This window comes from Leclercia pneumoniae (genome assembly GCF_017348915.1).
GTDB classification, from domain to species: domain Bacteria; phylum Pseudomonadota; class Gammaproteobacteria; order Enterobacterales; family Enterobacteriaceae; genus Enterobacter; species Enterobacter pneumoniae.
Map to the genome: position 1 here is coordinate 1411645 of NZ_CP071383.1, position 25368 is coordinate 1437012.

Consider the following 25368-nt stretch of genomic DNA (forward strand, 5'->3'; position numbering starts at 1 on the left):
GACATCAAAGAAAAGCAGTGGCAATAGTTATGACTGACGTCTGGAGGAAAAGTTCTGTGCAGAGCGAAAATATTTTCATCTTTACGCAAATTTTCCGTTAGCCCAGTCCCGGCCAGATAATGATGATTAAGGTCCCCGCCAGCGTTAACAGGACGTTAGCGATAGCATAGGTGCCCGCGTAGCCCAGCGCTGGAATGTTGCTGCGGGCGGTATCGCTGATAATCTCCATTGCCGGGGCGCAGGTGCGTGCCCCCATCAGCGCGCCGAACAGCAGGGCGCGGTTCATGCGCAGCACCCACACGCCGAACAGGAAGCTTAAAACTACCGGCACCAGACTGACGATAAGGCCTGCGCCGAGCATCTGCCAGCCGACAGACCCCAGGCTGTGGCCAATGCCGCTGCCCGCGCTCAGGCCCACGCCGGCCATAAACACCATCAAACCAAACTCTTTCACCATATTCAGCGCACCCTGTGGGATATAGCCAAACGTCGGGTGGTTCGCACGTAAAAAGCCGAGCATGATCCCGGCAAACAGCAGGCCAGCGGCATTGCCGATGCCAAAACTAAAGTTGCTGAACTGGAAAGTGATCATCCCAATCATCAGGCCAACGATAAAGAAGGCGCAAAACGCCAGCAGGTCGGTCACCTGGCTGTGAATAGAGATAAAGCCCACGCGGTCAGCCACGGTCTTAACGCGGCGCGCGTCACCGCTCACCTGCAACACATCGCCTTTGTTCAGCACCACGTTGTCATCGATCGGCATCTCGATCTGGCTGCGGATCACCCGGTTCAGGAAACAGCCGTGATCGGTCAGCTTAAGCTGCGACAGACGGCGACCAACGGCGTTGTGGTTTTTCACTACGATCTCTTCGGTCACAATACGCATGTCCAGCAGATCGCGGTCAAACACCTCTTTACCGTTACGGAAGCTCGGATCAAGGCGGGCATGGGCATCCGGATAGCCGACCAGGGCGATATCGTCCCCCATCTGCAATACCGCATCCCCATCGGGGTTCGCCAGAATGCCGTTACGCCGAATACGCTCGATATAGCAGCCGGTCTGACGATAAATGCCCAGCTCGCGTAGGTTCTTACCGTCGGCCCAGGCGACCAGCTCTGGCCCCACGCGATAGGCGCGGATGACTGGCAGATAAACTTTTCGTTTGCTATCTGTATCCAGACCACGTTCGCGCGCAATCTGCTGCGCGCTGGTCTGTAAATCCTGATGCTGTAATTTAGGCAGGTAGCGGGCGCCGACGATTAAACTCACCAGGCCAATCAGGTAGGTGAGGGCATAGCCCAGGCTGAGATGATCCAGGGCGAGAGAGAGCTGGGCATTATCCAGGCCGAGATGACGTAGCGTATCCCCCGCGCCCACCAGTACTGGCGTGGAGGTCATCGAACCCGCAAGCATGCCCGCGGTTAACCCGATATCCCAGCCAAACAGCTTCCCTAAGCCCAGCGCGATCAGCAGGGCACTGCCGACCATAACCAGCGCGAGCATCAGATAATTCTTACCGTCGCGAAAGAAAATAGAAAAAAAGTTGGGTCCGGCTTCCACGCCAACACAAAAAATAAACAGCATAAAACCGAGATTCAGGGCGTCGGTGTTAATGCTGAAATGTTGTTGGCCTAATAATAAAGAGACCACTAAAACGCCAATGGAATTACCAAGTTGTACTGAACCGAGGCGTAATTTCCCGAGGCAAAGACCCAGCGCCAGTACGACAAATAATAACAGGATGTAATTCCCGTTTAACAAATCTGCGACGTTTATATTCACGGAGGATAACTTCTTGTTTACCAGTAAGTGGTTGAATAGATGGGGTATTTAGGCTACTGTTTCTGCTATCAGAAGAGAGGCTAACAACGCCTTTTTTCGCAACATAATATATCCCAAACAATAATATCAGACCATTAGTTTAATCGTTACGGTGCACTGCCTCCGACAACGGTTAGACAACCATGCAGCGTGTTTTGGCAAGGAATGCCGCATATCGTATCAAATTGGGCGTCCGGGGGACGATAAATTTATTTGAATGAAGAGAGGCAGGGGGTTGTTTGGATATTAAACGTCACTGGCCAGGAGTTGCTCGCTGTTTTTTACTGTACACGGCAGTCTGTCTCTGCCTGACATTAAATGTAAAAGGGGCATTTCTTGCTGGCAGGCATTCTGAGTTAGGGCTGCTGTTCTTTATCATACCCGGTGCCGTTGCCAGTGCGCTTACGCGCAGCGGAGAGGTGGTGAAGCCGTTGCTGGGGGCGACGCTGGCGGCGCCGTTCTGCCTGCTGGTGATGCGTCTGTTTACTGTCTCAGGGCGCTCCTTCTTTCAGGAGCTGGCGTGGTTGCTAAGCGGCGTCTTCTGGTTTGCTCTCGGCGCGCTGGTCGTTATGTTTGTGCGGCGGGCGCTCATCCATCCGCGCCGCAAAATAAAAACGCCCTCAAAGTGAGGGCGCTTTAACATTACTGAGCGGCAAACAGGCCCAGGTTCTCTTTGGCGTAGGCTTCAAAATCGGTAAAGCCGCCAATGTGGGTCTGGTCGAGGAAGATTTGCGGCACGGTTTCAACCGGTTTACCCACGGTCTTTTCCAGATCCACTTTGGTAATACCTTCCGCGTGGATATCAACATAACGGTAGTTGAAATCGTCACGCTCGGCGGTCAGTTTCTCTGCCAGCTCTTTAGCACGTACACAGTACGGGCAGCCCGGACGTCCAAAAATAACTGCAAACATGGTTCTCTCCTGAATTGAAAGCCTGACGGCGAATAACGCTATATTGCCGATAACTTACGGTAATAGAAAGCAGGTTTCGCCTGTTGCATTGATATCTTCAGGCTATGTTTCGCCAATTACAGCGCCAGATTCTTTGCCTATACTGGCTCCATTGCTGTTTTTAGCCAGGAGAAGAGAGACACTATGACCCCGACGATTGACCTGTTACGCGCTCACCGTTCCATTCGCCATTTTACCGACCAGCCCATTACTGACGCTCAGCGCGACGCAATCATTGCCGGGGCGCAGGGGGCCTCCAGCTCCAGTTTTCTGCAATGCACCTCAATAATCCGCGTTACCGATCCGGCGATGCGTGAACAGTTAGTCGGTCTGACGGGCGGGCAGAAGCATGTGGCCCAGGCGGCGGAGTTCTGGGTCTTTTGCGCCGATTTTAATCGCCATCTGCAGATCTGCCCGGACGCGCAGCTCGGTCTGGCGGAGCAACTGCTGTTAGGCGTGGTGGATACGGCGATGCTGGCGCAGAACGCGCTTACGGCGGCGGAGTCACTTGGGCTGGGTGGCGTCTACATCGGCGGCATTCGCAACAGTATCGAGGCGGTAACGGAGCTGTTAGCGCTGCCCAAACATGTGTTGCCGCTGTTTGGCCTGTGCCTGGGCTGGCCGGCAGACAACCCGGATGTGAAGCCGCGCCTGCCCGCCGCGCTGGTGGTACATGAGAATCACTACCAGCCGGTTGATAAAGCGATTCTGGCCCAGTACGACGACGAGCTGGCCCACTACTATATGACGCGCGGCAGTAATAACCGTCGCGACACTTGGAGTGACCATATCCAGCGCACCATCATTAAAGAGAATCGTCCGTTCATCCTCGATTATTTGCACAAACAGGGCTGGGCAACGCGATAACCCCATTTTTCCTGCGCCTGCCTGCGTGTATGATACGCAGGCTTTTACCAGATCATGTCTGAGAGGTGCAGGGTGAAAATTGCCATATTGTCCCGGGATGGAACGCTCTATTCGTGTAAACGCCTGCGTGAAGCGGCGGCAAAACGCGGCCATCTGGTGGAAGTTCTCGATCCGCTGTCCTGTTATATGAATATCAGCCCGGCGGCATCCTCCATTCACTACAAAGGGCGCCAACTGCCGCACTTTGACGCGGTGATCCCCCGCATTGGCTCGGCCATCACCTTTTACGGTACCGCCGCGCTGCGTCAGTTTGAGCTACTGGGTAGCTATCCGCTCAATGAGTCTGTCGCCATTACCCGCGCCCGGGATAAACTTCGGTCCCTGCAGCTGCTTGCCCGTCAGGGAATCGATCTGCCCGTGACGGGCATTGCCCACTCCCCGGATGATACCAGCGACCTGATCGACATGGTCGGCGGCGCGCCGCTGGTGGTGAAGCTGGTTGAAGGCACGCAGGGCATCGGCGTGGTGCTGGCCGAGACCCGCCAGGCCGCAGAGAGCGTTATCGACGCCTTTCGCGGCCTGAATGCCCACATCCTGGTGCAGGAGTATATCGAAGAGGCCAAAGGCCGCGATATCCGCTGCCTGGTGGTGGGTGATGAAGTGGTGGCCGCCATTGAACGCCAGGCCAAAGAGGGCGATTTTCGCTCTAATCTGCACCGGGGTGGCGTCGCCAGGGTAGCCAATATCACCCTGCGTGAGCGGGAGATCGCGCTGAAAGCCGCCCATACGCTGGGGCTTGATGTTGCGGGGGTAGATATTCTCCGCGCCAACCGCGGTCCGCTGGTGATGGAAGTGAACGCATCGCCAGGACTTGAGGGGATCGAAAAAACCACCGGCGTGGATATTGCCGGTAAAATGATCGCCTGGATCGAACGTCAGGCAACGCCTGGCTTCTGCCTGAAAACGGGCGGATAAATAGATTGCCGCGCACATATTGCGTAAGCTATGCGAATTACAGTTAAGAGGCTCAACCTTTATGGAAACTCTCGTCGTACCCACGTTGGATACGCTACGTCAATGGCTCGACGATATGGGCATCAGCTTTTTTGAATGCGATACCTGTCAGGCATTACACATTCCCCACATGCAGAATTTTGATGGCGTGTTTGATGCCAAGCTCGATCTGATTAACGATGTGGTGCTGTTTTCTGCCCTCGCCGAGGTCAAACCCTCGGCGCTGCTGGCGCTGGCATCCGATCTCTCGGCCATTAACGCCAGCTCGTTGACGGTGAAAGCCTTCCTCGATATTCAGGACGATAACCTGCCGAAGCTGGTCGTGTGCCAGTCTTTATGCGTGGGGGCCGGTGTGACCTATCAGCAGTTCGCCGGGTTCTTACGCCAGAGCGAAGAGCAAATTTCGATGGTGATGATGGAAGCCAGCGCACACCACCTGCTCTATAACGCGGAAGAAGATCCAGAGAATAACGATTCATCCTCCCATTTTCTGCACTAACCTCGCCTGAGTAATACGCAGCCGCCACCAGCGTGGCTGCGTAACGCCATTTTTTCTGCTGCTTTTTCCCCTCAGTGATAGCGTTAATCACTTCGTAATGACCTTTTTGGCTTACCACATAGACATTTACCGCGCGAAAAATTGATAAAAGGCGTTTTTTAATCTGGGCTATAGCCGCAGGAACGAACTACATTTATTCTTGCGAAGCTTTTTTACTGTGAGCAAACCTGCCACCAGAGTTTTTTCTTCTGATCCCGGCAGAGCGACAAAATATGCATGATTCTTGCATAAGTGAGAATGCACATTTTAAGTTCGTTTTAATGAACTCCTGGAAGGAATAAAGCTATGACCGCCTTAAATAAAAAATGGTTATCGGGTCTGGTTGCGGGGGCCTTGATGGCGATCTCCGCCGGTACGCTCGCCGCGGAACAGAAAACGCTGCATGTTTATAACTGGTCTGACTATATCGCGCCGGACACCGTCGCGAATTTTGAGAAAGAGACCGGTATCAAAGTGGTTTACGACGTTTTCGACTCCAACGAAGTGCTGGAAGGCAAACTGATGGCGGGCAGCACCGGCTTCGACCTGGTGGTACCGTCTGCCAGCTTCCTGGAGCGTCAGCTTAGCGCGGGTGTCTTCCAGCCGCTGGATAAAAGCAAACTGCCGAACTGGAAAAACCTCGATCCTGAAGTGCTGAAACTGGTCGCAAAACACGATCCGGAGAATAAATACGCCTTCCCGTATCTCTGGGCTACCACCGGTATTGGCTACAACGTGGATAAAGTAAAAGCGGTGCTTGGCAAAGATGTGCCTCTCAACAGCTGGGATCTGGTCCTGAAGCCAGAGAACCTCGAAAAGCTGAAAAGTTGTGGCGTCTCATTCCTGGATGCACCAGAAGAGATTTTTGCCACCGTGCTTAACTACCTGGGCAAAGATCCAAACAGTAGCAAAGCGGATGACTACACCGGCGCGGCGACCGACCTGCTGCTGAAGCTGCGTCCAAATATTCGCTACTTCCACTCCTCACAGTACATTAACGACCTGGCGAACGGCGATATCTGCGTGGCAGTCGGCTGGGCGGGCGACGTCTGGCAGGCGGCTAACCGCGCGAAAGAGGCGAAAAACGGCGTGAATGTCTCTTACTTCATTCCGAAAGAGGGGGCGCTGGCCTTCTTTGACGTCTTTGCGATGCCTGCCGACGCGAAAAATAAAGACGAAGCCTATCAGTTCCTCAATTATCTGATGAGGCCAGAGGTGATTGCCCACATTAGCGATCATGTCTTCTATGCCAACGGCAACAAGGCCTCGGTACCGATGATCAGCGCGGAAGTGCGTGACAATCCGGCTATCTATCCGCCAGCAGATGTCTTTGCCAAGCTCTTCACCCTGAAAGTGCAGGAACCGAAAATCGACCGCGTACGTACCCGTGCGTGGACGAAAGTGAAAAGCGGTAAATAACGTCTGACGTCCTTGCCGGGCAGCCCGTAGCTGCCCGGCCACTGCACGTTGTTAGTGCAGTGGTACTGTTTTAGTTTATGCCGGAGAGCACCCCGTGAACGACGCGACCCCCCGCCCACAGGCGAAAACCCGTAAAGCGCTGACCCCGCTGCTGGAAATCCGTAATCTGACCAAATCTTTCGACGGCCAGCACGCCGTGGATGACGTCAGCCTCACTATCTATAAAGGCGAAATTTTTGCGCTGCTTGGCGCGTCGGGCTGCGGCAAGTCGACGCTGTTGCGAATGCTGGCGGGCTTTGAGCAACCCACCGCCGGGCAGATTATGCTCGACGGGGTAGACCTCTCTCAGGTGCCGCCTTATCAGCGTCCAATCAATATGATGTTCCAGTCTTACGCGCTGTTCCCGCATATGACCGTGGAGCAGAACATCGCCTTCGGTCTGAAGCAGGACAAGCTGCCGAAAGCGGAAATCGCCAGCCGCGTGGCGGAGATGCTCAGCCTGGTACACATGCAGGAGTTCGCGAAACGTAAGCCGCATCAGCTTTCGGGTGGGCAACGCCAGCGTGTCGCGCTCGCCCGTAGCCTGGCAAAACGCCCCAAGCTGCTGCTGCTGGATGAACCCATGGGCGCGCTGGATAAAAAGCTGCGTGATCGCATGCAGCTGGAAGTGGTGGATATCCTCGAACGCGTGGGAGCCACCTGCGTCATGGTGACCCACGACCAGGAAGAGGCGATGACCATGGCAGGGCGTATCGCCATCATGAATCGCGGCAAATTCGTGCAGATTGGCGAGCCGGAAGAGATTTACGAACACCCGACAACCCGCTACAGCGCCGAATTTATTGGCTCGGTTAACGTCTTCGAGGGGCTACTGAAAACCCGCGAAGAAGACGGGCTGGTGATTGACTCGCCCGGGCTGGTCCACCCGCTGAAGGTCGACCCGGATGCCTCGGTCGTGGATAACGTGCCGGTTTACGTGGCCCTGCGCCCGGAAAAAATCATGCTCTGCGACGACGTCCCCGCCGATGGCTATAACTTTGCCGTGGGTGAGGTGGTACATATTGCCTATCTCGGCGATCTGTCGATCTATCACGTGCGTCTGAAGAGCGGACAGATGATCAGCGCCCAGCTGCAAAACGAACACCGTTACCGGAAAGGCCTCCCGACCTGGGGCGACGAAGTTCGCCTCTGCTGGGATGCCGACAGCTGCGTTGTGCTGACGGTATAAGGAGTGGCCATGAGTAAAATTGACTCACCGATGCCCGCGCGCGCTGCAGGCGGGACCCGCTGGCTGACGCGCCTGCAGATGGCGCACGGGCGCAAGCTGGTGATCGCGCTGCCTTATCTGTGGCTGGTTCTGCTGTTTTTACTCCCTTTCCTGATCGTCTTTAAGATCAGCCTCGCCGAGATGGCGCGGGCGATCCCGCCCTATACCGATCTGATGGAGTGGGCAGACGATCAGCTCTCGATCACCCTGAATATCGCCAACTACCTGCAGCTGACGGACGATCCCCTCTATTTCGAGGCTTATCTGCAATCGCTGCAGATTGCCGGGGTATCCACCCTCTGCTGTTTACTGCTGGGGTATCCGCTGGCCTGGGCAGTGGCGCACAGCAAGCCCTCGACGCGCAATATCCTGCTGCTGCTGGTCATCTTGCCCTCGTGGACCTCTTTCTTGATCCGCGTGTACGCCTGGATGGGGATCCTGAAGAACAACGGGGTACTGAATAACTTCCTGATGTGGCTTGGGGTAATCGATCAGCCGCTGGTGATCCTGCATACCAATCTCGCGGTCTATATCGGGGTGGTGTATGCCTATCTGCCGTTTATGGTGCTGCCTATCTATACCGCCCTGACGCGCATTGATTACTCGCTGGTGGAAGCCTCGCTGGACCTCGGGGCCCGTCCGCTGAAGACCTTCTTCAGCATCATCGTGCCGCTCACCAAAGGGGGGATCATTGCCGGCTCGATGCTGGTCTTTATCCCGGCAGTAGGAGAGTTCGTGATCCCGGAACTGCTCGGCGGGCCGGACAGCATCATGATTGGCCGCGTGCTGTGGCAGGAGTTCTTCAATAACCGCGACTGGCCGGTGGCCTCTGCGGTAGCGATTGTGATGTTACTGCTGCTGATCGTGCCGATCATGTGGTTCCACAAACATCAGCAGAAACAGATGGGAGACCACGGATGAACAACTTACCGGTCGTGCGCTCGCCGTGGCGCATCCTGATCCTCATCATCGGCTTTACCTTTTTATATGCGCCGATGCTGATGCTGGTCATCTACTCTTTCAACAGCTCGAAGCTGGTGACGGTGTGGGCGGGCTGGTCGACGCGCTGGTACAGCGAACTCTTCCATGATGACGCTATGATGAGCGCGGTGGGGTTGAGCCTGACGATTGCCGCCTGTGCGGCGACGATGGCGGCCATTCTCGGCACCATTGCGGCGGTGGTGATGGTGCGCTTTGGCCGTTTCCGCGGGGCCAACGGCTTTGCCTTTATGATCACCGCCCCGCTGGTAATGCCTGACGTGATTACCGGCCTGTCGCTGCTGCTGCTGTTTGTGGCCATGGGGCATGCCATTGGCTGGCCTTCGGATCGCGGTATGCTCACCATCTGGCTGGCGCATGTCACCTTCTGCACCGCCTACGTGGCGGTGGTGATTTCATCGCGCCTGCGCGAACTGGATCACTCCATCGAGGAGGCGGCGATGGATCTCGGCGCGACCCCGCTGAAGGTCTTTTTTGTGATTACCTTGCCGATGATCATGCCCGCCGTCGTCTCGGGCTGGCTGCTGGCCTTCACTCTGTCGCTGGATGACCTGGTCATCGCCAGCTTCGTATCGGGCCCGGGCGCCACGACCTTGCCGATGCTGGTCTTCTCCAGCGTGCGTATGGGGGTGAACCCGGAGATCAACGCCCTGGCGACGCTGATTCTGGGCGTGGTAGGTATTGTTGGCCTGATCGCCTGGCTGTTGATGGCAAGGTCTGAAAAACAGCGTGTACGTGATATCCAGCGTGCAAGACGCGGCTGAAGCTCCTAAAATCAGCCAACAAGCTTAACGGGTGCCGCGACAACGCGGCGCCGTTTCATGGAAGACACCACGTTGGGACTGATAAGCAAATCAAGCCATTCACACGCCCGCCTTAACGTTCCTGCCCTGGTGCAGGTGGCGGCGCTCGCCATTATTATGATCCGCTGCCTCGATTTACTGATGATTTTTAATACCCTGGGTCTACGGGGACTGGGCGATTTTATCCATCGCAGCGTTCAGACCTGGAACTTAACGCTCATCTTCCTCGGCAGCCTGATGCTGGTCTTTATCGAAATCTTCTGCGCTTTTTCGCTGGTTAAGGGGCGAAACTGGGCACGGCTGATCTATCTCAGTACCCAGGTGATTGCCACGCTTTACCTGTGGGCGGCCTCGCTGGGCTATGGTTACCCTGAGCTGTTCAGCATTCCGGGGGAGTCCAGGCAGGAGATCTTTAAAACGCTGGTGATGCAGAAACTGCCGGACATGCTGGTGCTGCTTCTGCTGTTTGTGCCCGCCGCCAGCCGACGGTTTTTCCGTCTGCAATAACGTGTATAATCGCTGCCCCCAGACGTATTAAGGTTTCTGTATGCAGTGCGCACTCTATGACGCCGGCCGCTGTCGCTCCTGTCAGTGGATTGAACAGCCGGTCTCGCAACAACTTTCCGCTAAAATGGCCGATCTGCAGACCTTGCTGACATGGTTGCCCGTCGAAGCGTGGTGCGCACCCGTCAGCGGTCCTGAGCAGGGTTTCCGTAATAAAGCCAAAATGGTGGTCAGCGGCAGCGTAGAGAAACCGCTGCTGGGGATGCTGCATCGCGATGGTACCCCGGAAGATCTGACCGACTGCCCGCTTTATCCTGCCTCCTTTGCGCCGGTGTTCGCCGCATTGAAGCCTTTTATCGCCCGCGCCGGGCTCACCCCCTACAACGTGGCGCGCAAACGGGGTGAGTTAAAATACCTGTTGTTGACCGAAAGCCAGCAAGACGGCGGCATGATGCTGCGCTTTGTTCTGCGCTCCGTCAGCAAGCTGGAGCAACTGCGTGCGGCTCTGCCGTGGCTGCAGGCACAGTTACCGCAGTTGAAGGTCATTACCGCCAACATTCAGCCGGTGCATATGGCGATTCTGGAAGGGGAGGAGGAGATCTTCCTCACCGAGTCCCAGGCGCTGGCCGAAACCTTCAACGGCGTGCCGCTCTGGATCCGCCCGCAGAGTTTCTTCCAGACCAACCCCACCGTAGCGGCCAGCCTCTATGCTACCGCCCGCGACTGGGTGCGGGCTTTACCGGTAAATCACATGTGGGATCTCTTCTGCGGGGTTGGCGGCTTTGGCCTGCACTGCGCCACGCCCGACATGACCCTGACCGGCATTGAGATCTCCCCTGAAGCCATCGCCTGCGCGAAGCAGTCCGCCGCCGAACTGGGGCTGAAGAATCTGCACTTTCAGGCGCTGGACTCTACCCAGTTCGCCACCGGGCAGGGTAGCGTGCCGGAGCTGGTGCTGGTCAACCCGCCGCGTCGCGGCATCGGCAAGGCGCTGTGCGACTACCTCAGCCAGATGGCGCCGGCGTATATCATCTATTCCAGCTGCAACGCCCAGAGCATGGCGAAAGATCTGCACCATCTGCCAGGCTATGCCATTGCCCGCGTGCAGCTTTTCGACATGTTCCCCCATACCGCCCACTACGAAGTGCTGACCCTGCTGGTACGTAAAGTTTAAACAAAATGTGAACTCTTCCGCCGCCGGAAACGGGTAAGCTTGAGTGGTACCAGGAATGAAAGGCTAACCGATGAAACAGATCTTATTGGTGGAAGACGACGGCGATATCGCCGCTTTGCTACGTCTCAATTTAGAAGATGAAGGCTACCAGATTACCCACGAAGCAGACGGTAGCCGCGCGCTGCTGGCTATCGAAGATACGCGCTGGGACGCGGTGATCCTCGACCTGATGCTGCCGGGGGTGGATAGCCTGCAAATCTGCCGTCGCATTCGTCAGATGAGCCATTACCTGCCGGTGATCATTATCAGTGCCCGCAGCAGCGAAACGGAGCGCATTCTGGGTCTGGAGACCGGGGCCGATGATTATCTGGCCAAGCCCTTCTCGGTGCAGGAGCTGGTCGCTCGCGTTCGGGCGCTGTTTCGCAGGCATCAGGCCATGGGACAGCAGCCGGCCGGGCGTATTGAGGCGCACGGCATGACCATTGATCCGCTGGCCCGTAGCGTGACCCTGCATGGCCAGGCGCTGGATCTCACCCCGCGTGAATTCGATCTGCTTTACTTCTTTGCCCGTCATCCGGGTGAGGTCTTCTCCCGGCTGGCCCTCCTGGAACAGGTGTGGGGCTATCAGCACGAAGGCTACGAACATACGGTTAACACCCATATCAACCGCCTGCGCATCAAAATCGAGAAGGATCCCGCCGAGCCGGAGGTGATACGCACCGTCTGGGGCAAGGGCTATAAGTTTATGGGGAGTACATCATGACGCTCACCCGCCGCCTGACGCTGCTGTTTGTGTTACTGCTGGTGCTGTGCGCCGCGGTGGCTTGCTCGGTGCAGCTCTGGACCAGCAAGCAGTACGGCAACGCCATGATTCAGCGTCTCTCCGGCGGGCTGGCGCAGCATATTATCCAGCGTGAGCCACTGCTGGATAACCAGGGAAGGGTGGATCGCACCGCCCTGAAACCGCTCTTTGACCGCCTGATGACCTTCAACCCCAGCGTTGAGCTGTATGTCCTCTCGGTGGATGGTGAGATTCTGGCCGATGCTGCTCCGCCTGGGCATATCAAGCGCCAGCGGATAGATATCAACCCGGTGCTGCGCTTTATGGGCGGTGAGATGATGCCGGTTTACGGCGACGACCCGCGCAGCCCGGATCGGCAGAAGGTCTTCAGCGCCGCGCCGCTGCGTCAGGATGGGGAGCTGCGTGGCTATCTCTATATCATTTTACAGGGCGAAGAGCTGAATGCGCTGGCTGAGATGGCCTGGGAAAAAACGCTCTGGCATACGCTTCTCTGGACGCTGTTGCTGGTGGTGCTCTTTGGCTCTCTGGCGGGTGGGCTGGTCTGGTACTGGGTTACTCGCCCGGTGCGGGTCTTAACGCAGGAGGTCAGCTTTCTTGACCAGGACAGTATCCGCGCCATTAAACAGCTGGCCGCCCAGCCGCAGGAGGAAAACCCCGCCAGCGAGGTTGCCTTACTGCGCAACACCTTTATTGAACTGGCTCAGCAGATAGCGTCTCAGTGGGATCGTCTGGCCGACAGCGACCGGCAGCGCCGGGAGTTCACCGCCAATATCTCCCATGATTTACGCACGCCGCTCACCTCGCTGCTGGGTTATCTTGAGACTCTATCGCTGAAAGCCGATTCATTGACGCCAGAAGAGACGAAGCACTACCTGACCATTGCGCTGCGCCAGGGGCAGAAGGTTCGCCACCTTTCGCAGCAGCTGTTTGAACTGGCACGGCTGGAACACGGCAGTATTCGGCCTCAGCGCGAGCGCTTTGCCCCCGGGGAGCTGATCTCTGATGTGGCGCAGAAGTTCGATCTGATCGTGCAGACGCGGCAGCTACGTTTAAAAATTGAGGTGCCGCAGCAGTTACCGATGGTCAACGCCGACCTCTCGATGATTGAACGCGTGGTGACGAATCTGCTCGATAACGCGGTTCGCCATACGCCACCGGGTGGCGAAATCTGGCTGAAGGTGTGGCAGGAGGGCGAGGCGCTGCAAATGGAGGTGAGCGACAGCGGGCCGGGTATTGATGCCGCGATGCGTGAAGAGCTCTTCCAGCGACCCTCAGCGTTAAAGCCGGAGGCGCGCGAGCATCGCGGCGGGCTGGGATTGTTGATTGTTCGCAGAATGCTGGAGCTACACGGCGGCGGGATCAGACTGATGGAGGCGGAGCAGGGGGCGCGTTTTCGCTTCTACGTGCCCCTGTAAATAAGGCCGGGGCATGTCCGGCCTGCGAGTCTTTACTGCGGGAACCACTGGTCGCTGATTTTCTGATAGGTGCCGTCAGCTTTGATCGCTTTCAGCGCGCCGTTCAGTTTCTCGAGCAGGGCTTTGTTATCCGGGCGAACCGCAATGCCCAGGCCAGTACCGAAGTACTGCGGATCGGTAACTTTCTCGGTGGCTGTACCCAACTGCGGGTTGGTTTTCAGCCACTCATTCACCACGGCGGTATCGCCGAATACCCCATCGATACGGCCATTTTTCAGGTCGATAATCGCGTTCTGGTAGCTGTCATAAGCCACCGTTTTCACTTCCGGGTGCTTGTCCTGCAGGTACTTCTGGTGCGTCGTACCGTTTTCCATGCCGATGCGTTTGCCTTTCAGCTGCTCGAAGGATTTATAGGTATCTTTCTTCGCAATCACCACCGCCGAGTTGGCATAGTACGGATCAGTGAAGGAGACCTGCTTGCTACGCTCCGGGGTGATGTCCATACCGGAGATCACGGCGTCATATTTTTTGAATTTCAGTGACGGGATCAGGCTGTCAAAGGCGTGGTTAGTAAAAGTGCAGTCGGCCTGCATTTGCTTACACAGCGCTTTAGCCAGGTCGATATCAAAACCGACGATCTGGTTGCTGGCATCCAGCGATTCGAACGGTGGGTAAGTGGCTGAAACGCCAAAGCTGATTTTATCGGCAGCCGTTGCGCCAGCGGCGAAGGTTGCCAGTAATGCGGCCAGAACTAACTTTTTCATTTTGAAGCTCCCGTCTGTCTATCTTGTCGTTATATGCCGTGTCTGCGGCTGGGAGTAACAATGTCAGAAAATGAATTTATATTCAATAAAAATGATTAAATATTTCTTAGGGAATAAAAAAAGACGGGCGGCGATGAGACTTGCCCGTCTTTGTTACTTTGCGTTATGCACTCAGTTGCGGTGTTCGAACGCCAGCGCTTTACGTTCAATCAGGCGCATCATCAGCGTCAGCAGGCCGTTCACAACCAGGTAGATGAGTCCGGCTGCGCCAAACACCATCACGTCATAAGTACGGCCATAGAGCAGCTGCCCGTGGCCCATCACTTCCATCAGAGTAATGGTGTAGGCCAGAGAGGTACTCTTAAAGACCAGCACCACTTCGTTGGAATAGGAGGAGAGGGCGCGCTTAAAGGCGTACGGCAGCAAGATTGCCAGGGTGTCTTTCTTGCTCATCCCCAGCGCACCGCAAGATTGCCACTGGCCTTCCGGAATGGCGCGAATCGCCCCGTAAAACAGCTGGGTGGTATAGGCGGCGCTATTCAGCGACAGCGCAATCAGCGCACAGAGCCACGGCTCAGAGAGCAGATGCCAGATAACCGGATACTCCTGCAGCGTCGGGAACTGGCCCGGGCCGTAGTAAATCAGGAAGATCTGTACCAGCAGCGGCGTACCGGTAAATAACGTAATATAGCCGCGCACAATCCACACCAGCATCGGCGTTTTTAACGTCAGGACGATGGTGAAGATCAGCGCCAGGATCAGCGCCACAATAATGGAAGCGATCGTTAAGGTCAGGCTGGTGTGCAGCCCTTTCATCAGCTCGGGTAAGTAATCCAGCATCAGCCTGGTCTCCGTTCAAAACGCGTTGCACGCAGGTCAATACGCTTCAGGATGTACTGACTCAGCAACGTGATCACCAGGTAGATAGCCGCCGCCACGATATACCAGGTAAAAGGCTCCTGGGTGCGGGTGGCGATGCTTTTGGTTTGCAACATCAGGTCGTTAACGCTGATCAGGCTGACCAGCGCGGTGTCCTTTAACAGCACCAGCCACTGGTTACCCAGCCCAGGGAGCGCATGGCGCCACATCTGCGGCATAACCAGACGGAAGAAGATGGCGGTTTTCGACATCCCCAGCGCCTGGCCGGATTCCCACTGCCCCTGAGGCACCGCTTTAAGCGCTCCGCGCAGGGTCTGCGAAGCGTAGGCGGAGTAGAGCAGGGAGAGGGCAATCACACCGCAGAGGAACGGGCTGACGTCGAAGTTCTCAATCTGCATCTGAATTGGGATCTCGACGATCCCCAGATTGAGGGTAAAGCCGTCAGACAGCGTTAACAGCAGCTGCGACGAGCCAAAGTAGATAAACAGCACCACCAGAATCTCTGGCAGACCGCGCAGTACGGTCACCAGCCCGGAGCCAATCCATGCGACGGGGCGCCATTTCGCTGACTCCCATACCGCAAAGATCATCGCCAGCACCAGGCCGATGAGCAGCGCACAAACGGCAAGGCCGACGGTCATCCCGGCGGCGCTTGCTAATGGAAACATTTCGTTCATCAGATCTTACTTCTGGAACCATTTTTTGTAGATGGTATCGTACGTGCCATCTTTCTTCACTTTTTCCAGCGCAGTATTAAATTTCTGCTGCAGCTCGGTGTTGCCCTGACGTACCGCGATACCCAGACCGGTACCGAAGTAGGCTTTGTCGGTCACGTTCTCGCCAACCGCCGCCAGCTTATCGTTCGTTTTCAGCCACTCGGTCACGACCGCGTTATCACCGAAGACGGCATCAATACGCCCATTCTGCAGATCCAGTTTGGCGTTCTGGTAGCTGTCGTACGCCACGGTGGTGATTTCCGGGTGTTTGTCAGTGATATATTTCTGGTGCGTAGTGCCGTTCTGTACGCCCACTTTCTTGCCTTTCAGCTGATCAACAGAGGTGTATTTTCCCTTCTGACCAATAAACAGCGCGGCGTTGTCATAATATGGGGTAGAGAACAGAACCTGTTTTTCGCGCTCAGGGGTAATATCCATCCCCGCCATGACCGCATCAATGCGGCGGAATTTCAGGCTCGGGATCAGGCTGTCGAACGCCTGGTTCGTGAAAGTACAGGTCGCGTCCATCTCTTTACACAGCGCATTGGCCAGGTCTACGTCAAAGCCAACAATCTTGTTGTTCGCATCTACCGCTTCAAACGGAGGGTAAGAGGCTTCTGTCGCAAAACGAATGGTCTGAGCCGCGGCAGCGGAGAGGCTTACGCTTGCAAGCAGGGCGGCAATCACTAGTTTTTTCATTATCGTTCTCTCGATGTTAGTGAGACAGGTAGTTTCTGAAGGCGTCGGTCTGCGGCTCGGCAAAGCAGCGCGCATCCCCTTGCTCGACGATGTGACCGTTTTCCATATAGACCACGCGGCTGGCGGTTTTACGCGCCACTTCCACTTCGTGCGTCACGATCACCTGAGTAATATTGGTTTCCGCCAGTTCACGGATGATGCTCACAATCTGGGCGGTGATTTCCGGATCCAGCGCGGCGGTCGGCTCATCAAACAGCAGCACCTGAGGCTCCATCATCAGCGCGCGGGCAATGGCCACACGCTGCTGCTGGCCACCCGAGAGGTGCAGCGGATAGCGATCGCTGTAAGGTTTCAGGCGCAGGCGCTCAAGGAGTTTTTCCGCACGGGCTAACGCCTGCTCTTTGGTCAGGCCCAGCACACGGCAGGGGGCTTCAATCAGGTTTTGCTGTACGGTGAGGTGCGGCCAAAGATTATATTGCTGGAAGACCATGCCGACGTTTTGACGTAAATCGCGGATCGCTTTGTCCGACGGTGCCTTCGCGAAATCAAAGTGATTGCCGGCAATATCCAGGGTGCCAGAACGTGGCATTTCAAGCAGATTCAGCACGCGAAGCAGCGAGCTTTTACCCGCGCCGCTTGGGCCAAGCAGAACCAGCGTTTCGCCTTCTGGACAGTTCAGCGTGATATCGAACAGCGCCTGGTGTGCGCCGTAAAAGCAGTTAATGCCATTTAGTTGAATACTCATCGGGGCAGTCTTTACTCATCCAGGCAATCTATAGCAATTGAGGCCGCAGATAGTACCGTTGACAGAATAGTTATGCAATATTTATGCGTTAAAAGTTAAATATAAACCGTATTCAGTAGTAAACATAGCACAAAATAGCGAGAGGTCAGGGGGGTGAGAATAAATGTCGGCATTCCAGATGAAATGCCAGACATTTTACGGGGGTTAACGCTTTCCCGGGGCGCGGATAACCTGCTTTATTAGCGGTTCTCGATGGACTGGCGTAGCGTACCGGCAGAGGCGTGGACGCTGCCGCCCAGATAGCGCACATCATCAACGGCCCAGCACTGACCCTCGCGGATCATCAGCACTTCATCCTGCCAGGTCTGGCTACCCTGCGTCAGTTTCACCCGCAGCGGAATATTGCGCGCGTCAGTATTCGGAATGGTCGACGCGCTTTCCACCACGGCGCTATCCGGCAGGGTGCTCTGGCTGGAGAACGGATCGGATTTCAGCAGCGCGCTGTGCTGCGGGTCACGGCTGGCCTCGTTCAGCTGTTGCGCCAGCCGATCGCTCAGATATGGGCGCAGGGCGGTAACATCATTACGGCGGGTCGAGATGCGGGTGTCATAAAATTGTTGAGCGACGGCATCCGGGCCGCCTTCAATGCAGGGGCCGCTGCGGGTGCCAATATCCTTGAAAGCCGGTGTCACCGGCGTGGTGCAGGCGCTGAGCAGCAGCGCGCACGGCACTAAAAGCGTCATAGCGGAGTAGCGCATGTTCATTTCCTTTTGGCTAATAATTAACTCACCTTTCAATGATAGCGTAACGATCCGATAATGGTTTTGATCTTATACGCTTAGGCACAGAATGCGACGAGGATGAAACTGATGAAATATTCAACGACCCCAACCCTGGAAGGACAGCCGATCACCGAGTACTGCGGCGTGGTAACCGGCGAAGCTATTCTTGGCGCGAATATATTTCGCGACTTTTTTGCCGGCATTCGCGATATCGTCGGCGGTCGCTCGGGCGCTTATGAGTCAGAGCTCCGCAAAGCGCGGGAAATTGCGTTTAAAGAGCTGGGCGAGCAGGCGAAGGCGCTGGGGGCCGATGCGGTGGTGGGCATCGACATCGATTACGAAACCGTCGGTAAAGACAGCAGCATGCTGATGGTGAGCGTGAGCGGCACCGCGGTGAAAACCCGCTGATGCGGCGCGCAATTGCACTCGGCGTGCTGGCTTTACTGCTGGCAGGATGTAGCAGTAAAGAGAAGAAGGACGCCGGGCAGGTTATCGTCGATAAAGGCGCCTATGAGCTGGACGTCAGCCGCCAGGCCCAGGCGGCTTATCCCCGTATCAAGGTGCTGGTGATCCACTATACCGCCGACGATTTTGACCGCTCGCTCACCACGCTTACCGGCAAAGACGTCAGCTCGCACTACTTAATTCCGGCTATCCCCACCCTGCATAACGGCAAACCGCGTATATCCCAGCTGGTACCCGAGCGCGATCTCGCCTGGCATGCGGGGGTCAGTTTCTGGCGCGGGGCCACGCGCATTAACGACACCTCTATTGGCATCGAGCTAGAAAACCGCGGCTGGCAGAAAAGCGGCGGCGAAAAGTTCTTCACTCCGTTTGAGCCCACGCAAATCGCCGCCCTGGTTCCGCTGGCGAAAGCCATTATCGCCCGCTATGACATCAAACCGCAGAACGTGGTGGCGCATTCGGATATCGCCCCGCAGCGAAAGGACGATCCGGGGCCGCTCTTTCCCTGGCAGGCGTTGGCAGCACAGGGAATTGGTGCCTGGCCGGATGCTCACCGGGTAGCGTTTTATCTGAACGGGCATTCTCCTCATGAGCCCGTGCAGGCAAGGCAGCTTCTCGATCTGCTGGCCCGCTACGGCTACGAAAATGCTGTTAACGCCACGCCGGCGCAGCAGAAGCGGGTGATTATGGCCTTTCAGATGCACTTCCGCCCCCGGCTGTGGAACGGCTTCGCCGACCGCGAAACCATGGCTATTGCCGAAGCATTGCTGGAGAAATACGGACAGGGGTAATACTTTGGTATTACCCCAAACAGCATGATTCGTTTATTTTATTTGAGATTCATCTTAAGTGAATTGTGGATTCATTTTTAGTTAATTGACTTAAAAATCACCAGGTTTAATATGACTGCATAGCTTGCTAAGCAATGCCAGAAGAAAATCAATTATTTTCATTTTCCGTCAGGATGACACTTATCATTTAATTCAGGTTAAATTTATCTGAACCCACAATGATTTTATTTTTGTGGGCTATTGAAAACTTCAAATACCTTAGAGACAAAAAAATGTTAAGTATCTATGCAAGTAATTTGCGTCCTCAGCCTGAGGTCGATGCTATTGTGTCTGCAACAGCGTCTTTTCCTGAGCGTAATATAAAAAAGTGGCAGAAAAATTCCTCTCTACGGCTCAGACTACGTCCATGTGCTGCACAGCGGTGAAATTGAATTACGCCGCACCTCGGACGATCTGAGCATGTTTACCATCAGGAAACAGCTTATTCTGGGCATTAGCGCTATGTTTTATAATAGTGAACATACCTATGCCATCGCACGAACCAATGCCGTGATTTGTTCAATTAAAAAAGAGGACTTTATTCAGCTTATCACCGAAAAGAATCTCTGGCCGCAATTAACCAAAGTACTTTCCTGGTATATTTGTGCCATGGGTAAACGTGACGATATTCTGATCGCCCGCAGCGCTTATTCTGTTGTGCGTGAATTTTTACTCGAGATCCATGAACTGATGGTTAACCATAATCGTGATATTAATATCTACGATTATATTCAGGAATATACCAACCTCGCCCGCAGTACCATCATTAAAATTCTCTCCGACCTGAAAAAAGGTCACTATATCGTGGTTGAAAAAGGCAAATTAGTCTCTTTAAACTCTTTGCCGGAGCGCTATTGAGTCTCCTTCGTGACCTCATCACCGGTTTCATCGGGTGGTGAGGGAACCTTTCCTTGTGCATAGTCCTGTTCTTGCTCTTTCAAAGCCATCATAAAGCGTTCTTTTAACGACGTATCATTACTCTCTTCTTCTGCTCCCGGTAACGGTTGGGTTGAAAGATCGCCGTCGGGCGCCTGCTGCCAGTTGGCCTCGTTATCGACAACGGGCGACGCCATCTGCAGCGGCGGCAAGGTTACGAGTTTCGGTTCCGGGAAGGGCTTCGAAATGTATACATAGTGCATCTCCGAAGGGCGGGCTTCGGGCTGAACCACCTTCGCCGGTTTTGGCGCCGGGGCCGGATGGCGAGCCTGCCAGAACATATGCGCATAAAGCCCGGCGATGACCAGCGCGCAGAGCCAGAATGCGCCGCCCATCAGGCGGGTGAAGACCTGCCGGGGAGAAGGCAGCCGCCAGGAGAAGTAAACCGGCTCCTGGGTGTAATAGCTGCGCTGGGCAGCCAGACAAATCGTGGACATCTTACCGTTTTCCTTGTACTGACGCGGTGCTGACCGGCGTCAGGATCGCCGGGGTACTGTTATTCACGCGCATTAACGCCATCAACGTTTGTTCGCCGGCGAGGCCATCCACACGCAGCGCCGTCTGGCTCTGGAATGCGCGAGTACGCGCTGCCAGCGCAGCGGTCCAGGTTGTGGCATGGGTTTTCGGCTCATGCAGCGCTTCGCTGAGCTGGTCATCAAGCCAGCGCATCTCCTGCGAATCGCTGCTGGCGCCGATACGCTCTTTGCCCTCCGGCGTCAGGCGATGCAGCAGGGTATAGTTCCCGGTGGCATGCTGGGTATACCAGTTGCGGCTGACTTGCCAGGTGCGGTTATTCATCAGCAGATCGAGGGAATCTTTCCCGGCCCGGACCACGACCGCATAGTTCATATGGTTGCCGCTGTTCAACTCGCCGATCCAGGGATAGCCCTCTCTTTCAAGGTCGGCGAGCGTGGCGTGGCCCTGTTTACAGGCCAGATTGACGCGGCCAGCGCTTTCGCAGCGATTCTCATCCGTGGATGCGTCATACCCCCAGACGGTATAGAGCTGGTGCAGGGCATCCGGCTGATTCACCACTTCATTATTAATATCAGGCAGCGCCGGCGCGACCGGGGCAGGGGTATGCAGAGTCCAGCGTGCAGGCACCGACAGCTGAAGCGGGAGCTTCGCGTGAATGGCGGCGGTAAAATGCCAGCCGCAGGCGGCGAACAGCACGGAGGCAAACAGCCCCACCATTGCGTTACGCCGGGTATTGCGCTGGCGCGGCAGCAATTCCCCCGCGGCCAGGCGCAGGTGGCGTGCACCCACCTGCGGCGCGCGCTCTGTCCAGCTGGCGAGCAACGCCAACTGCGCCAGGGCGTTCAGTTTGCCAACGGATCCTTTGGTCAGGGCGTGCATACGGCGGATCCGGGCGGGAACAAAAGGCGAGGTCTCAGCCCCATGATGCGTCACTTGGGCCTGCACATAGCCAATGAATTCGCGGCAGGTGAGAGGACGCAGCGTATGACAGGTATGCAGACGCGATCCCTGAGCTGACGACTGGCGCGCCCGCATCTCTTGCTCGGGCATACCGGTAATGACAATGCTCAGTGGGAAGGCTCTCTCCTGGGCACGGGTCAGCAACATGCCCAGAACCTCCCAGCCGCCTTCACGCAGGGCCTGTACGGCGCTGATGGCCAGCACCATGCCTTTTTTGCCGCAGGCGGGGAAGGTGTCGAGCCAGAGGCTCAGAATGGCATCGATAGCCTGCAGGCGATTTTTGTCCTCTTTTGCCTTCGGGTTTAGCTTATAGAGAAGCGCACTGGCGTTCAGCTTTGGAAACGCGTCGAGGGTCACCATCGCTATCTTCTGCACCTGCAGCTCGGCAATAAAGGCGCCGAGCAGCGCATCGTCGTCAGAAAAGAGTCCCACCACGCCGGGCGCGCAGCTTTTCTCATCCAGCAAACCAAACACATCCTGGTGATAGGGCACCAGGAACTCACCTGGCGCGCGGGTCACCGTCCGGAATGGCTGGCCCGTGAATTTGAAATGACTCAGATACATAACGACTCACCGAATAATGGCATTAATAAGGAATAGCGGCTGAAAATAAGGCAGGGGGCGGACGTAAGCAAAATATTCAGCGGAGAAAAATAACCACGCTTTGTCGCTAACATCTGGCTATTTTCGGGTCAACAGATTTCTCAATTAAAGTTAATAGCGAACCCGGTGGAGGTACGCGCAAGCGATATTTACTATTGCCGCCATTGGTACAGCGGCATGCTGTTATTTTTCTGCATATTAAAAGGCCCGTTAAAAATGAGGATGCAGCGTTTTTCCGGACTATTCACCCCCGTCATCATGTTTATGGTGCTGCTATTTAGCGGGCATCAGGGTTATGTCGTGCTTAAAAACTACAAAAAGGCCAGCGATAACATGAGTGAAGCGGAACAAACGCCCGTCTCTTCTCCGGTCCAGCGTAGCGTATTTACCCTCTTTCAGCCGGCCGTGCAGCAACGGGCTGAGCAGGCGATCGTCAAACAACCCTTGAACGTGGAAGTGGAAGGCATCATCAGTAGCGATGAGTCCTGGCTGTCGTTTGCCATGGTGAAAACCCCTTCCGGCGTCCAGAGTTATCGGGAGGGGGAGAGCCTGGTGGGGGTTAACGACGCGTGGATTGAAGAGATCAATACCGACAACATAGTCGTGAGTTATCAGGGGGTTGAGCAGAAGCTGGCTCTCAAGCGCCCCGACTACTTTAAAGGGGAGACAGGCACGAAGCCGCTGCCTCGTCCGGCTACCGATGCCGGGCTGGAGAATATCCATCTGAACGATGTTCTGGTTCTGAAACCCTATATCGACCACGGCCAACTCGAAGGCTATCAAATAAAGCCCAGAAATGCCTCCAGCTGGTTCCACGACGTGGGGCTGCAAAAAGGGGATGTGGTCGTAAAAATCAATTCCGTTGATATGACGAAAGAAGAACAGGCGAAAAATATGCTCGCCAGCTGGTCGAAATTAAGAGAGGCCAACGTGGTGGTTAAACGTCACGCTCACCTCGAAAATATTCGGGTTAATGTTGTAAACAATTAACAAGTGTAAAGAGATGAAGAAATTTCCCTGGGCGTGTATTGCATTGACCGTCGCGTCACTCTATTCCGGTTCGTTGCTGGCTGCTAATTTTAGTGCCAGTTTTAAAAATACCGATATTCGCGAATTTATCGATACGGTCAGCCGTAATCTGAATAAAACGATTCTGGTCGATCCGTCCGTGCAGGGTACGGTGTCAGTTCGCACCTATAACGTGCTGACGGAAGACGAATATTACCAGTTCTTCCTGAGCGTGCTGGATCTCTACGGTCTGTCGGTGATTCCCATGGATAACGGGATGGTGAAAGTGGTGCGTTCAAACGTTGCCCGTACCGCAGGTGCGCCGCTGGCGGACAGCAAAAACCCCGGCAAGGGGGATGAGATCATCACCCGCGTTGTGCGCATGGAGAATGTCCCGGTTCGCGAACTGGCGCCGCTGTTGCGCCAGCTGAACGATGCCACCGGCGTCGGCAACGTGGTGCATTTCGAACCCTCTAACGTGCTGCTGCTGACCGGAAGAGCCTCGGTGGTCAATCGGCTGGTGGACCTGGTGCAGCGCGTGGATAAAGAGGGCGTGCAGCGCCGCGAAATTGTGCCGCTGCGGTATGCCTCTGCCAGGGAGCTATCGGATATGTTGAACAACCTCAATAACGAAGAGCAAAAAGGGCAGAACGCGCCGCAGCTCGCCACCAAAGTGGTGGCCGATGATGAGACCAACAGTCTGGTGATCAGCGGGTCGGAAGATGCGCGAGCGCGTACCCGTGCGCTGGTGGGGCAGCTGGATCGTGAGCAGAATAACGAGGGCAACACCCGCGTCTTCTATCTGAAATATGCCAACGCCGCGAAGGTGGTGCCAGTGTTGACCGGCATTGGCGAGCAGCTGAAAGACAAAGCCAGTACGGCGAAAGTGAAAACCACCAGCAACGCTAACGAGCTGAATATCACCGCTGACGAAGCGACGAATTCGCTGGTGATCACCGCCCAGCCTAACGTTATGAATTCTCTTGAGAAGGTCATCGATAAGCTCGATATCCGCCGACCGCAGGTGCTGGTGGAGGCCATAATTGCCGAAGTTCAGGACGGAAACGGTCTGGATCTCGGCGTGCAATGGACCGGCAAGCATGGTGGCGTACAGTTTGGTTCGACCGGGCTGCCTATCAGCCAGATCAAGAACGGCACGATGAAGGGGGCCTCCTTCACCGGGCTGGCGACCGGCTTCTTTAACGGTGATTTCGGCGCCCTGATGACGGCTCTCTCCACCGGCTCCAAAAACGACATCCTCTCCACGCCGAGCGTGGTGACGCTGGATAACAAAGAGGCCTCATTCAATGTGGGTCAGGATGTGCCGGTACTGGCCGGTTCCCAGACCACCAGCGGCGATAACGTCTTTAACTCCGTCGAGCGTAAAACGGTGGGCACCAAGCTGAAAATCGTGCCGCAGATTAACGATGGCGACATGATCCATCTGAAGATTGAGCAGGAAGTCTCCAGCGTAGATGCCAACTCCACCGAAGACGCCAGCCTTGGCCCCACCTTCAACACCCGAACCATCAATAACGAAGTGATGGTGCACAGTGGGCAGACGGTGGTACTCGGCGGCCTGATGGAGAACGTCACCAAAGAGACCGTCTCAAAGGTGCCGCTGCTGGGGGATATTCCGCTGGTGGGCCAGCTGTTCCGCTACACCTCGGAAGATACGTCGAAGCGCAATCTGATGGTGTTTATCCATACCACCGTGCTGCGCGACGACGATAACTACAGCGCCGCATCGAAGGAGAAATACGACCAGATCCGCGCGCGTCAGCAGCAGCGGATGGAAGAGAAAAAGCTGGGGATCGTCTCTAACGTGGATAATCCGGTGATGCCAGCGTACCCGTCTGCGTCTGCCGCAAGCGCCGCCCCAGGCAGCACGCACGCCGCCACGTCACATAACCCCTTTAAAGAGTGAGG

The 25368-nt window shown here is 55.7% G+C and carries 27 protein-coding genes; 17 read left to right on the forward strand and 10 right to left on the reverse strand.

Annotated features, from left to right (window positions below; genetic code table 11):
- Positions 1–97: 97 nt before the first annotated feature.
- Positions 98–1783: an aspartate:alanine antiporter gene (locus tag JZ655_RS06605; protein ID WP_040076401.1), complete on the reverse strand. Its 1686-nt coding sequence runs from the start codon at positions 1781–1783 to the stop codon at positions 98–100.
- Between the two features lie 278 nt (positions 1784–2061).
- On the opposite strand from JZ655_RS06605, the gene JZ655_RS06610 reads away from it, so the two are divergent.
- Positions 2062–2451, forward strand: coding sequence for an inner membrane protein YbjM (locus JZ655_RS06610; protein ID WP_207293323.1), 390 nt, complete (start codon positions 2062–2064; stop codon positions 2449–2451).
- A 13-nt stretch (positions 2452–2464) separates the two neighbouring features.
- On the opposite strand, the gene JZ655_RS06615 is transcribed toward JZ655_RS06610, so the two are convergent.
- Positions 2465–2734 (reverse strand): GrxA family glutaredoxin, encoded by a 270-nt coding sequence (locus tag JZ655_RS06615; protein WP_207293324.1) that lies wholly within the window; start codon positions 2732–2734, stop codon positions 2465–2467.
- A gap of 183 nt (positions 2735–2917) precedes the next feature.
- Here JZ655_RS06615 and nfsA point away from each other — a divergent pair, with 183 nt between their 5' ends.
- The 11 genes from nfsA to JZ655_RS06670 all read left to right on the forward strand — a co-directional run bounded on the left by nfsA (position 2918) and on the right by JZ655_RS06670 (position 13575).
- Positions 2918–3640 carry an oxygen-insensitive NADPH nitroreductase gene (gene nfsA, locus JZ655_RS06620; RefSeq protein ID WP_046886879.1) on the forward strand — a complete coding sequence of 241 codons (723 nt, stop codon included), beginning with the start codon at positions 2918–2920 and terminating at the stop codon, positions 3638–3640.
- A gap of 72 nt (positions 3641–3712) precedes the next feature.
- Positions 3713–4615: a 30S ribosomal protein S6--L-glutamate ligase gene (rimK, locus tag JZ655_RS06625; protein ID WP_207293325.1), complete on the forward strand. Its 903-nt coding sequence runs from the start codon at positions 3713–3715 to the stop codon at positions 4613–4615.
- Positions 4616–4676: 61 nt separating this feature from the next.
- On the forward strand, positions 4677–5153 hold the full coding sequence (locus JZ655_RS06630) for a YbjN domain-containing protein (protein WP_040076396.1): 477 nt from the start codon (positions 4677–4679) through the stop codon (positions 5151–5153).
- A 345-nt stretch (positions 5154–5498) separates the two neighbouring features.
- Entirely contained in the window at positions 5499–6611 is a 1113-nt protein-coding gene (gene potF / locus JZ655_RS06635; RefSeq protein ID WP_040076395.1) for a spermidine/putrescine ABC transporter substrate-binding protein PotF, read from the forward strand.
- 94 nt (positions 6612–6705) lie between these two features.
- A complete protein-coding gene (gene potG / locus JZ655_RS06640; RefSeq protein ID WP_207293326.1) occupies positions 6706–7839 on the forward strand; it encodes a putrescine ABC transporter ATP-binding subunit PotG in 1134 nt (377 codons plus the stop codon).
- Positions 7840–7848: 9 nt separating this feature from the next.
- On the forward strand, positions 7849–8799 hold the full coding sequence (gene potH / locus JZ655_RS06645; protein ID WP_040076393.1) for a putrescine ABC transporter permease PotH: 951 nt from the start codon (positions 7849–7851) through the stop codon (positions 8797–8799).
- Positions 8796–9641 carry a putrescine ABC transporter permease PotI gene (potI, locus tag JZ655_RS06650; protein ID WP_040076392.1) on the forward strand — a complete coding sequence of 282 codons (846 nt, stop codon included), beginning with the start codon at positions 8796–8798 and terminating at the stop codon, positions 9639–9641. Before potH ends, potI begins: the two co-directional genes overlap by 4 nt.
- A 57-nt stretch (positions 9642–9698) precedes the next feature.
- The gene (locus tag JZ655_RS06655; RefSeq protein WP_046886875.1) at positions 9699–10187 is read left to right on the forward strand and encodes a YbjO family protein; all 489 of its coding nucleotides are present in this window, start codon (positions 9699–9701) and stop codon (positions 10185–10187) included.
- A gap of 40 nt (positions 10188–10227) precedes the next feature.
- Positions 10228–11358: a 23S rRNA (uracil(747)-C(5))-methyltransferase RlmC gene (gene rlmC, locus JZ655_RS06660; protein ID WP_207293327.1), complete on the forward strand. Its 1131-nt coding sequence runs from the start codon at positions 10228–10230 to the stop codon at positions 11356–11358.
- Positions 11359–11428: 70 nt separating this feature from the next.
- Entirely contained in the window at positions 11429–12121 is a 693-nt protein-coding gene (locus JZ655_RS06665) for a response regulator transcription factor (RefSeq protein WP_207293328.1), read from the forward strand.
- Positions 12118–13575: a sensor histidine kinase gene (locus JZ655_RS06670; RefSeq protein WP_046886873.1), complete on the forward strand. Its 1458-nt coding sequence runs from the start codon at positions 12118–12120 to the stop codon at positions 13573–13575. The genes JZ655_RS06665 and JZ655_RS06670 overlap by 4 nt, the downstream gene beginning before the upstream one ends.
- Before the next feature lie 32 nt (positions 13576–13607).
- On the opposite strand, the gene artJ is transcribed toward JZ655_RS06670, so the two are convergent.
- The 6 genes from artJ to JZ655_RS06700 form a co-directional block, all read right to left on the reverse strand.
- Positions 13608–14339 (reverse strand): arginine ABC transporter substrate-binding protein ArtJ, encoded by a 732-nt coding sequence (gene artJ, locus JZ655_RS06675; RefSeq protein WP_040076387.1) that lies wholly within the window; start codon positions 14337–14339, stop codon positions 13608–13610.
- Positions 14340–14510: 171 nt separating this feature from the next.
- The gene (gene artM / locus JZ655_RS06680) at positions 14511–15179 is read right to left on the reverse strand and encodes an arginine ABC transporter permease ArtM (RefSeq protein WP_207293329.1); all 669 of its coding nucleotides are present in this window, start codon (positions 15177–15179) and stop codon (positions 14511–14513) included.
- The gene (artQ, locus tag JZ655_RS06685; protein ID WP_040076385.1) at positions 15179–15895 is read right to left on the reverse strand and encodes an arginine ABC transporter permease ArtQ; all 717 of its coding nucleotides are present in this window, start codon (positions 15893–15895) and stop codon (positions 15179–15181) included. The genes artM and artQ overlap by 1 nt, the downstream gene beginning before the upstream one ends.
- Before the next feature lie 6 nt (positions 15896–15901).
- A complete protein-coding gene (gene artI / locus JZ655_RS06690) occupies positions 15902–16633 on the reverse strand; it encodes an arginine ABC transporter substrate-binding protein ArtI (protein WP_040076384.1) in 732 nt (243 codons plus the stop codon).
- Between the two features lie 16 nt (positions 16634–16649).
- On the reverse strand, positions 16650–17378 hold the full coding sequence (artP, locus tag JZ655_RS06695; protein WP_040076383.1) for an arginine ABC transporter ATP-binding protein ArtP: 729 nt from the start codon (positions 17376–17378) through the stop codon (positions 16650–16652).
- Positions 17379–17617: 239 nt separating this feature from the next.
- Entirely contained in the window at positions 17618–18136 is a 519-nt protein-coding gene (locus JZ655_RS06700; protein ID WP_207293330.1) for a lipoprotein, read from the reverse strand.
- 111 nt (positions 18137–18247) lie between these two features.
- On the opposite strand from JZ655_RS06700, the gene JZ655_RS06705 reads away from it, so the two are divergent.
- The 3 genes from JZ655_RS06705 (at position 18248) to JZ655_RS06715 (ending at position 20313) form a co-directional block, all read left to right on the forward strand.
- Complete coding sequence (locus tag JZ655_RS06705; protein WP_040078541.1) at positions 18248–18568, forward strand: heavy metal-binding domain-containing protein; 321 nt, start codon at positions 18248–18250, stop codon at positions 18566–18568.
- Positions 18568–19416: an N-acetylmuramoyl-L-alanine amidase gene (locus JZ655_RS06710; protein WP_207293331.1), complete on the forward strand. Its 849-nt coding sequence runs from the start codon at positions 18568–18570 to the stop codon at positions 19414–19416. Before JZ655_RS06705 ends, JZ655_RS06710 begins: the two co-directional genes overlap by 1 nt.
- A 459-nt stretch (positions 19417–19875) precedes the next feature.
- The gene (locus JZ655_RS06715; protein WP_342592081.1) at positions 19876–20313 is read left to right on the forward strand and encodes a helix-turn-helix domain-containing protein; all 438 of its coding nucleotides are present in this window, start codon (positions 19876–19878) and stop codon (positions 20311–20313) included.
- On the opposite strand, the gene JZ655_RS06720 is transcribed toward JZ655_RS06715, so the two are convergent.
- Positions 20307–20828, reverse strand: coding sequence for a hypothetical protein (locus tag JZ655_RS06720; RefSeq protein ID WP_207293332.1), 522 nt, complete (start codon positions 20826–20828; stop codon positions 20307–20309). The genes JZ655_RS06715 and JZ655_RS06720 overlap by 7 nt on opposite strands.
- A 1-nt stretch (position 20829) precedes the next feature.
- Positions 20830–22392, reverse strand: a complete 1563-nt coding sequence (locus JZ655_RS06725) for a peptidoglycan-binding protein (protein ID WP_207293333.1) — start codon at positions 22390–22392, stop codon at positions 20830–20832.
- Between the two features lie 255 nt (positions 22393–22647).
- On the opposite strand from JZ655_RS06725, the gene gspC reads away from it, so the two are divergent.
- Both gspC and gspD read left to right on the forward strand, forming a co-directional pair.
- Positions 22648–23421 carry a type II secretion system protein GspC gene (gene gspC, locus JZ655_RS06730; protein ID WP_233801372.1) on the forward strand — a complete coding sequence of 258 codons (774 nt, stop codon included), beginning with the start codon at positions 22648–22650 and terminating at the stop codon, positions 23419–23421.
- A gap of 13 nt (positions 23422–23434) precedes the next feature.
- Positions 23435–25366, forward strand: a complete 1932-nt coding sequence (gspD, locus tag JZ655_RS06735) for a type II secretion system secretin GspD (RefSeq protein ID WP_207293334.1) — start codon at positions 23435–23437, stop codon at positions 25364–25366.
- Positions 25367–25368 lie beyond the last annotated feature (2 nt).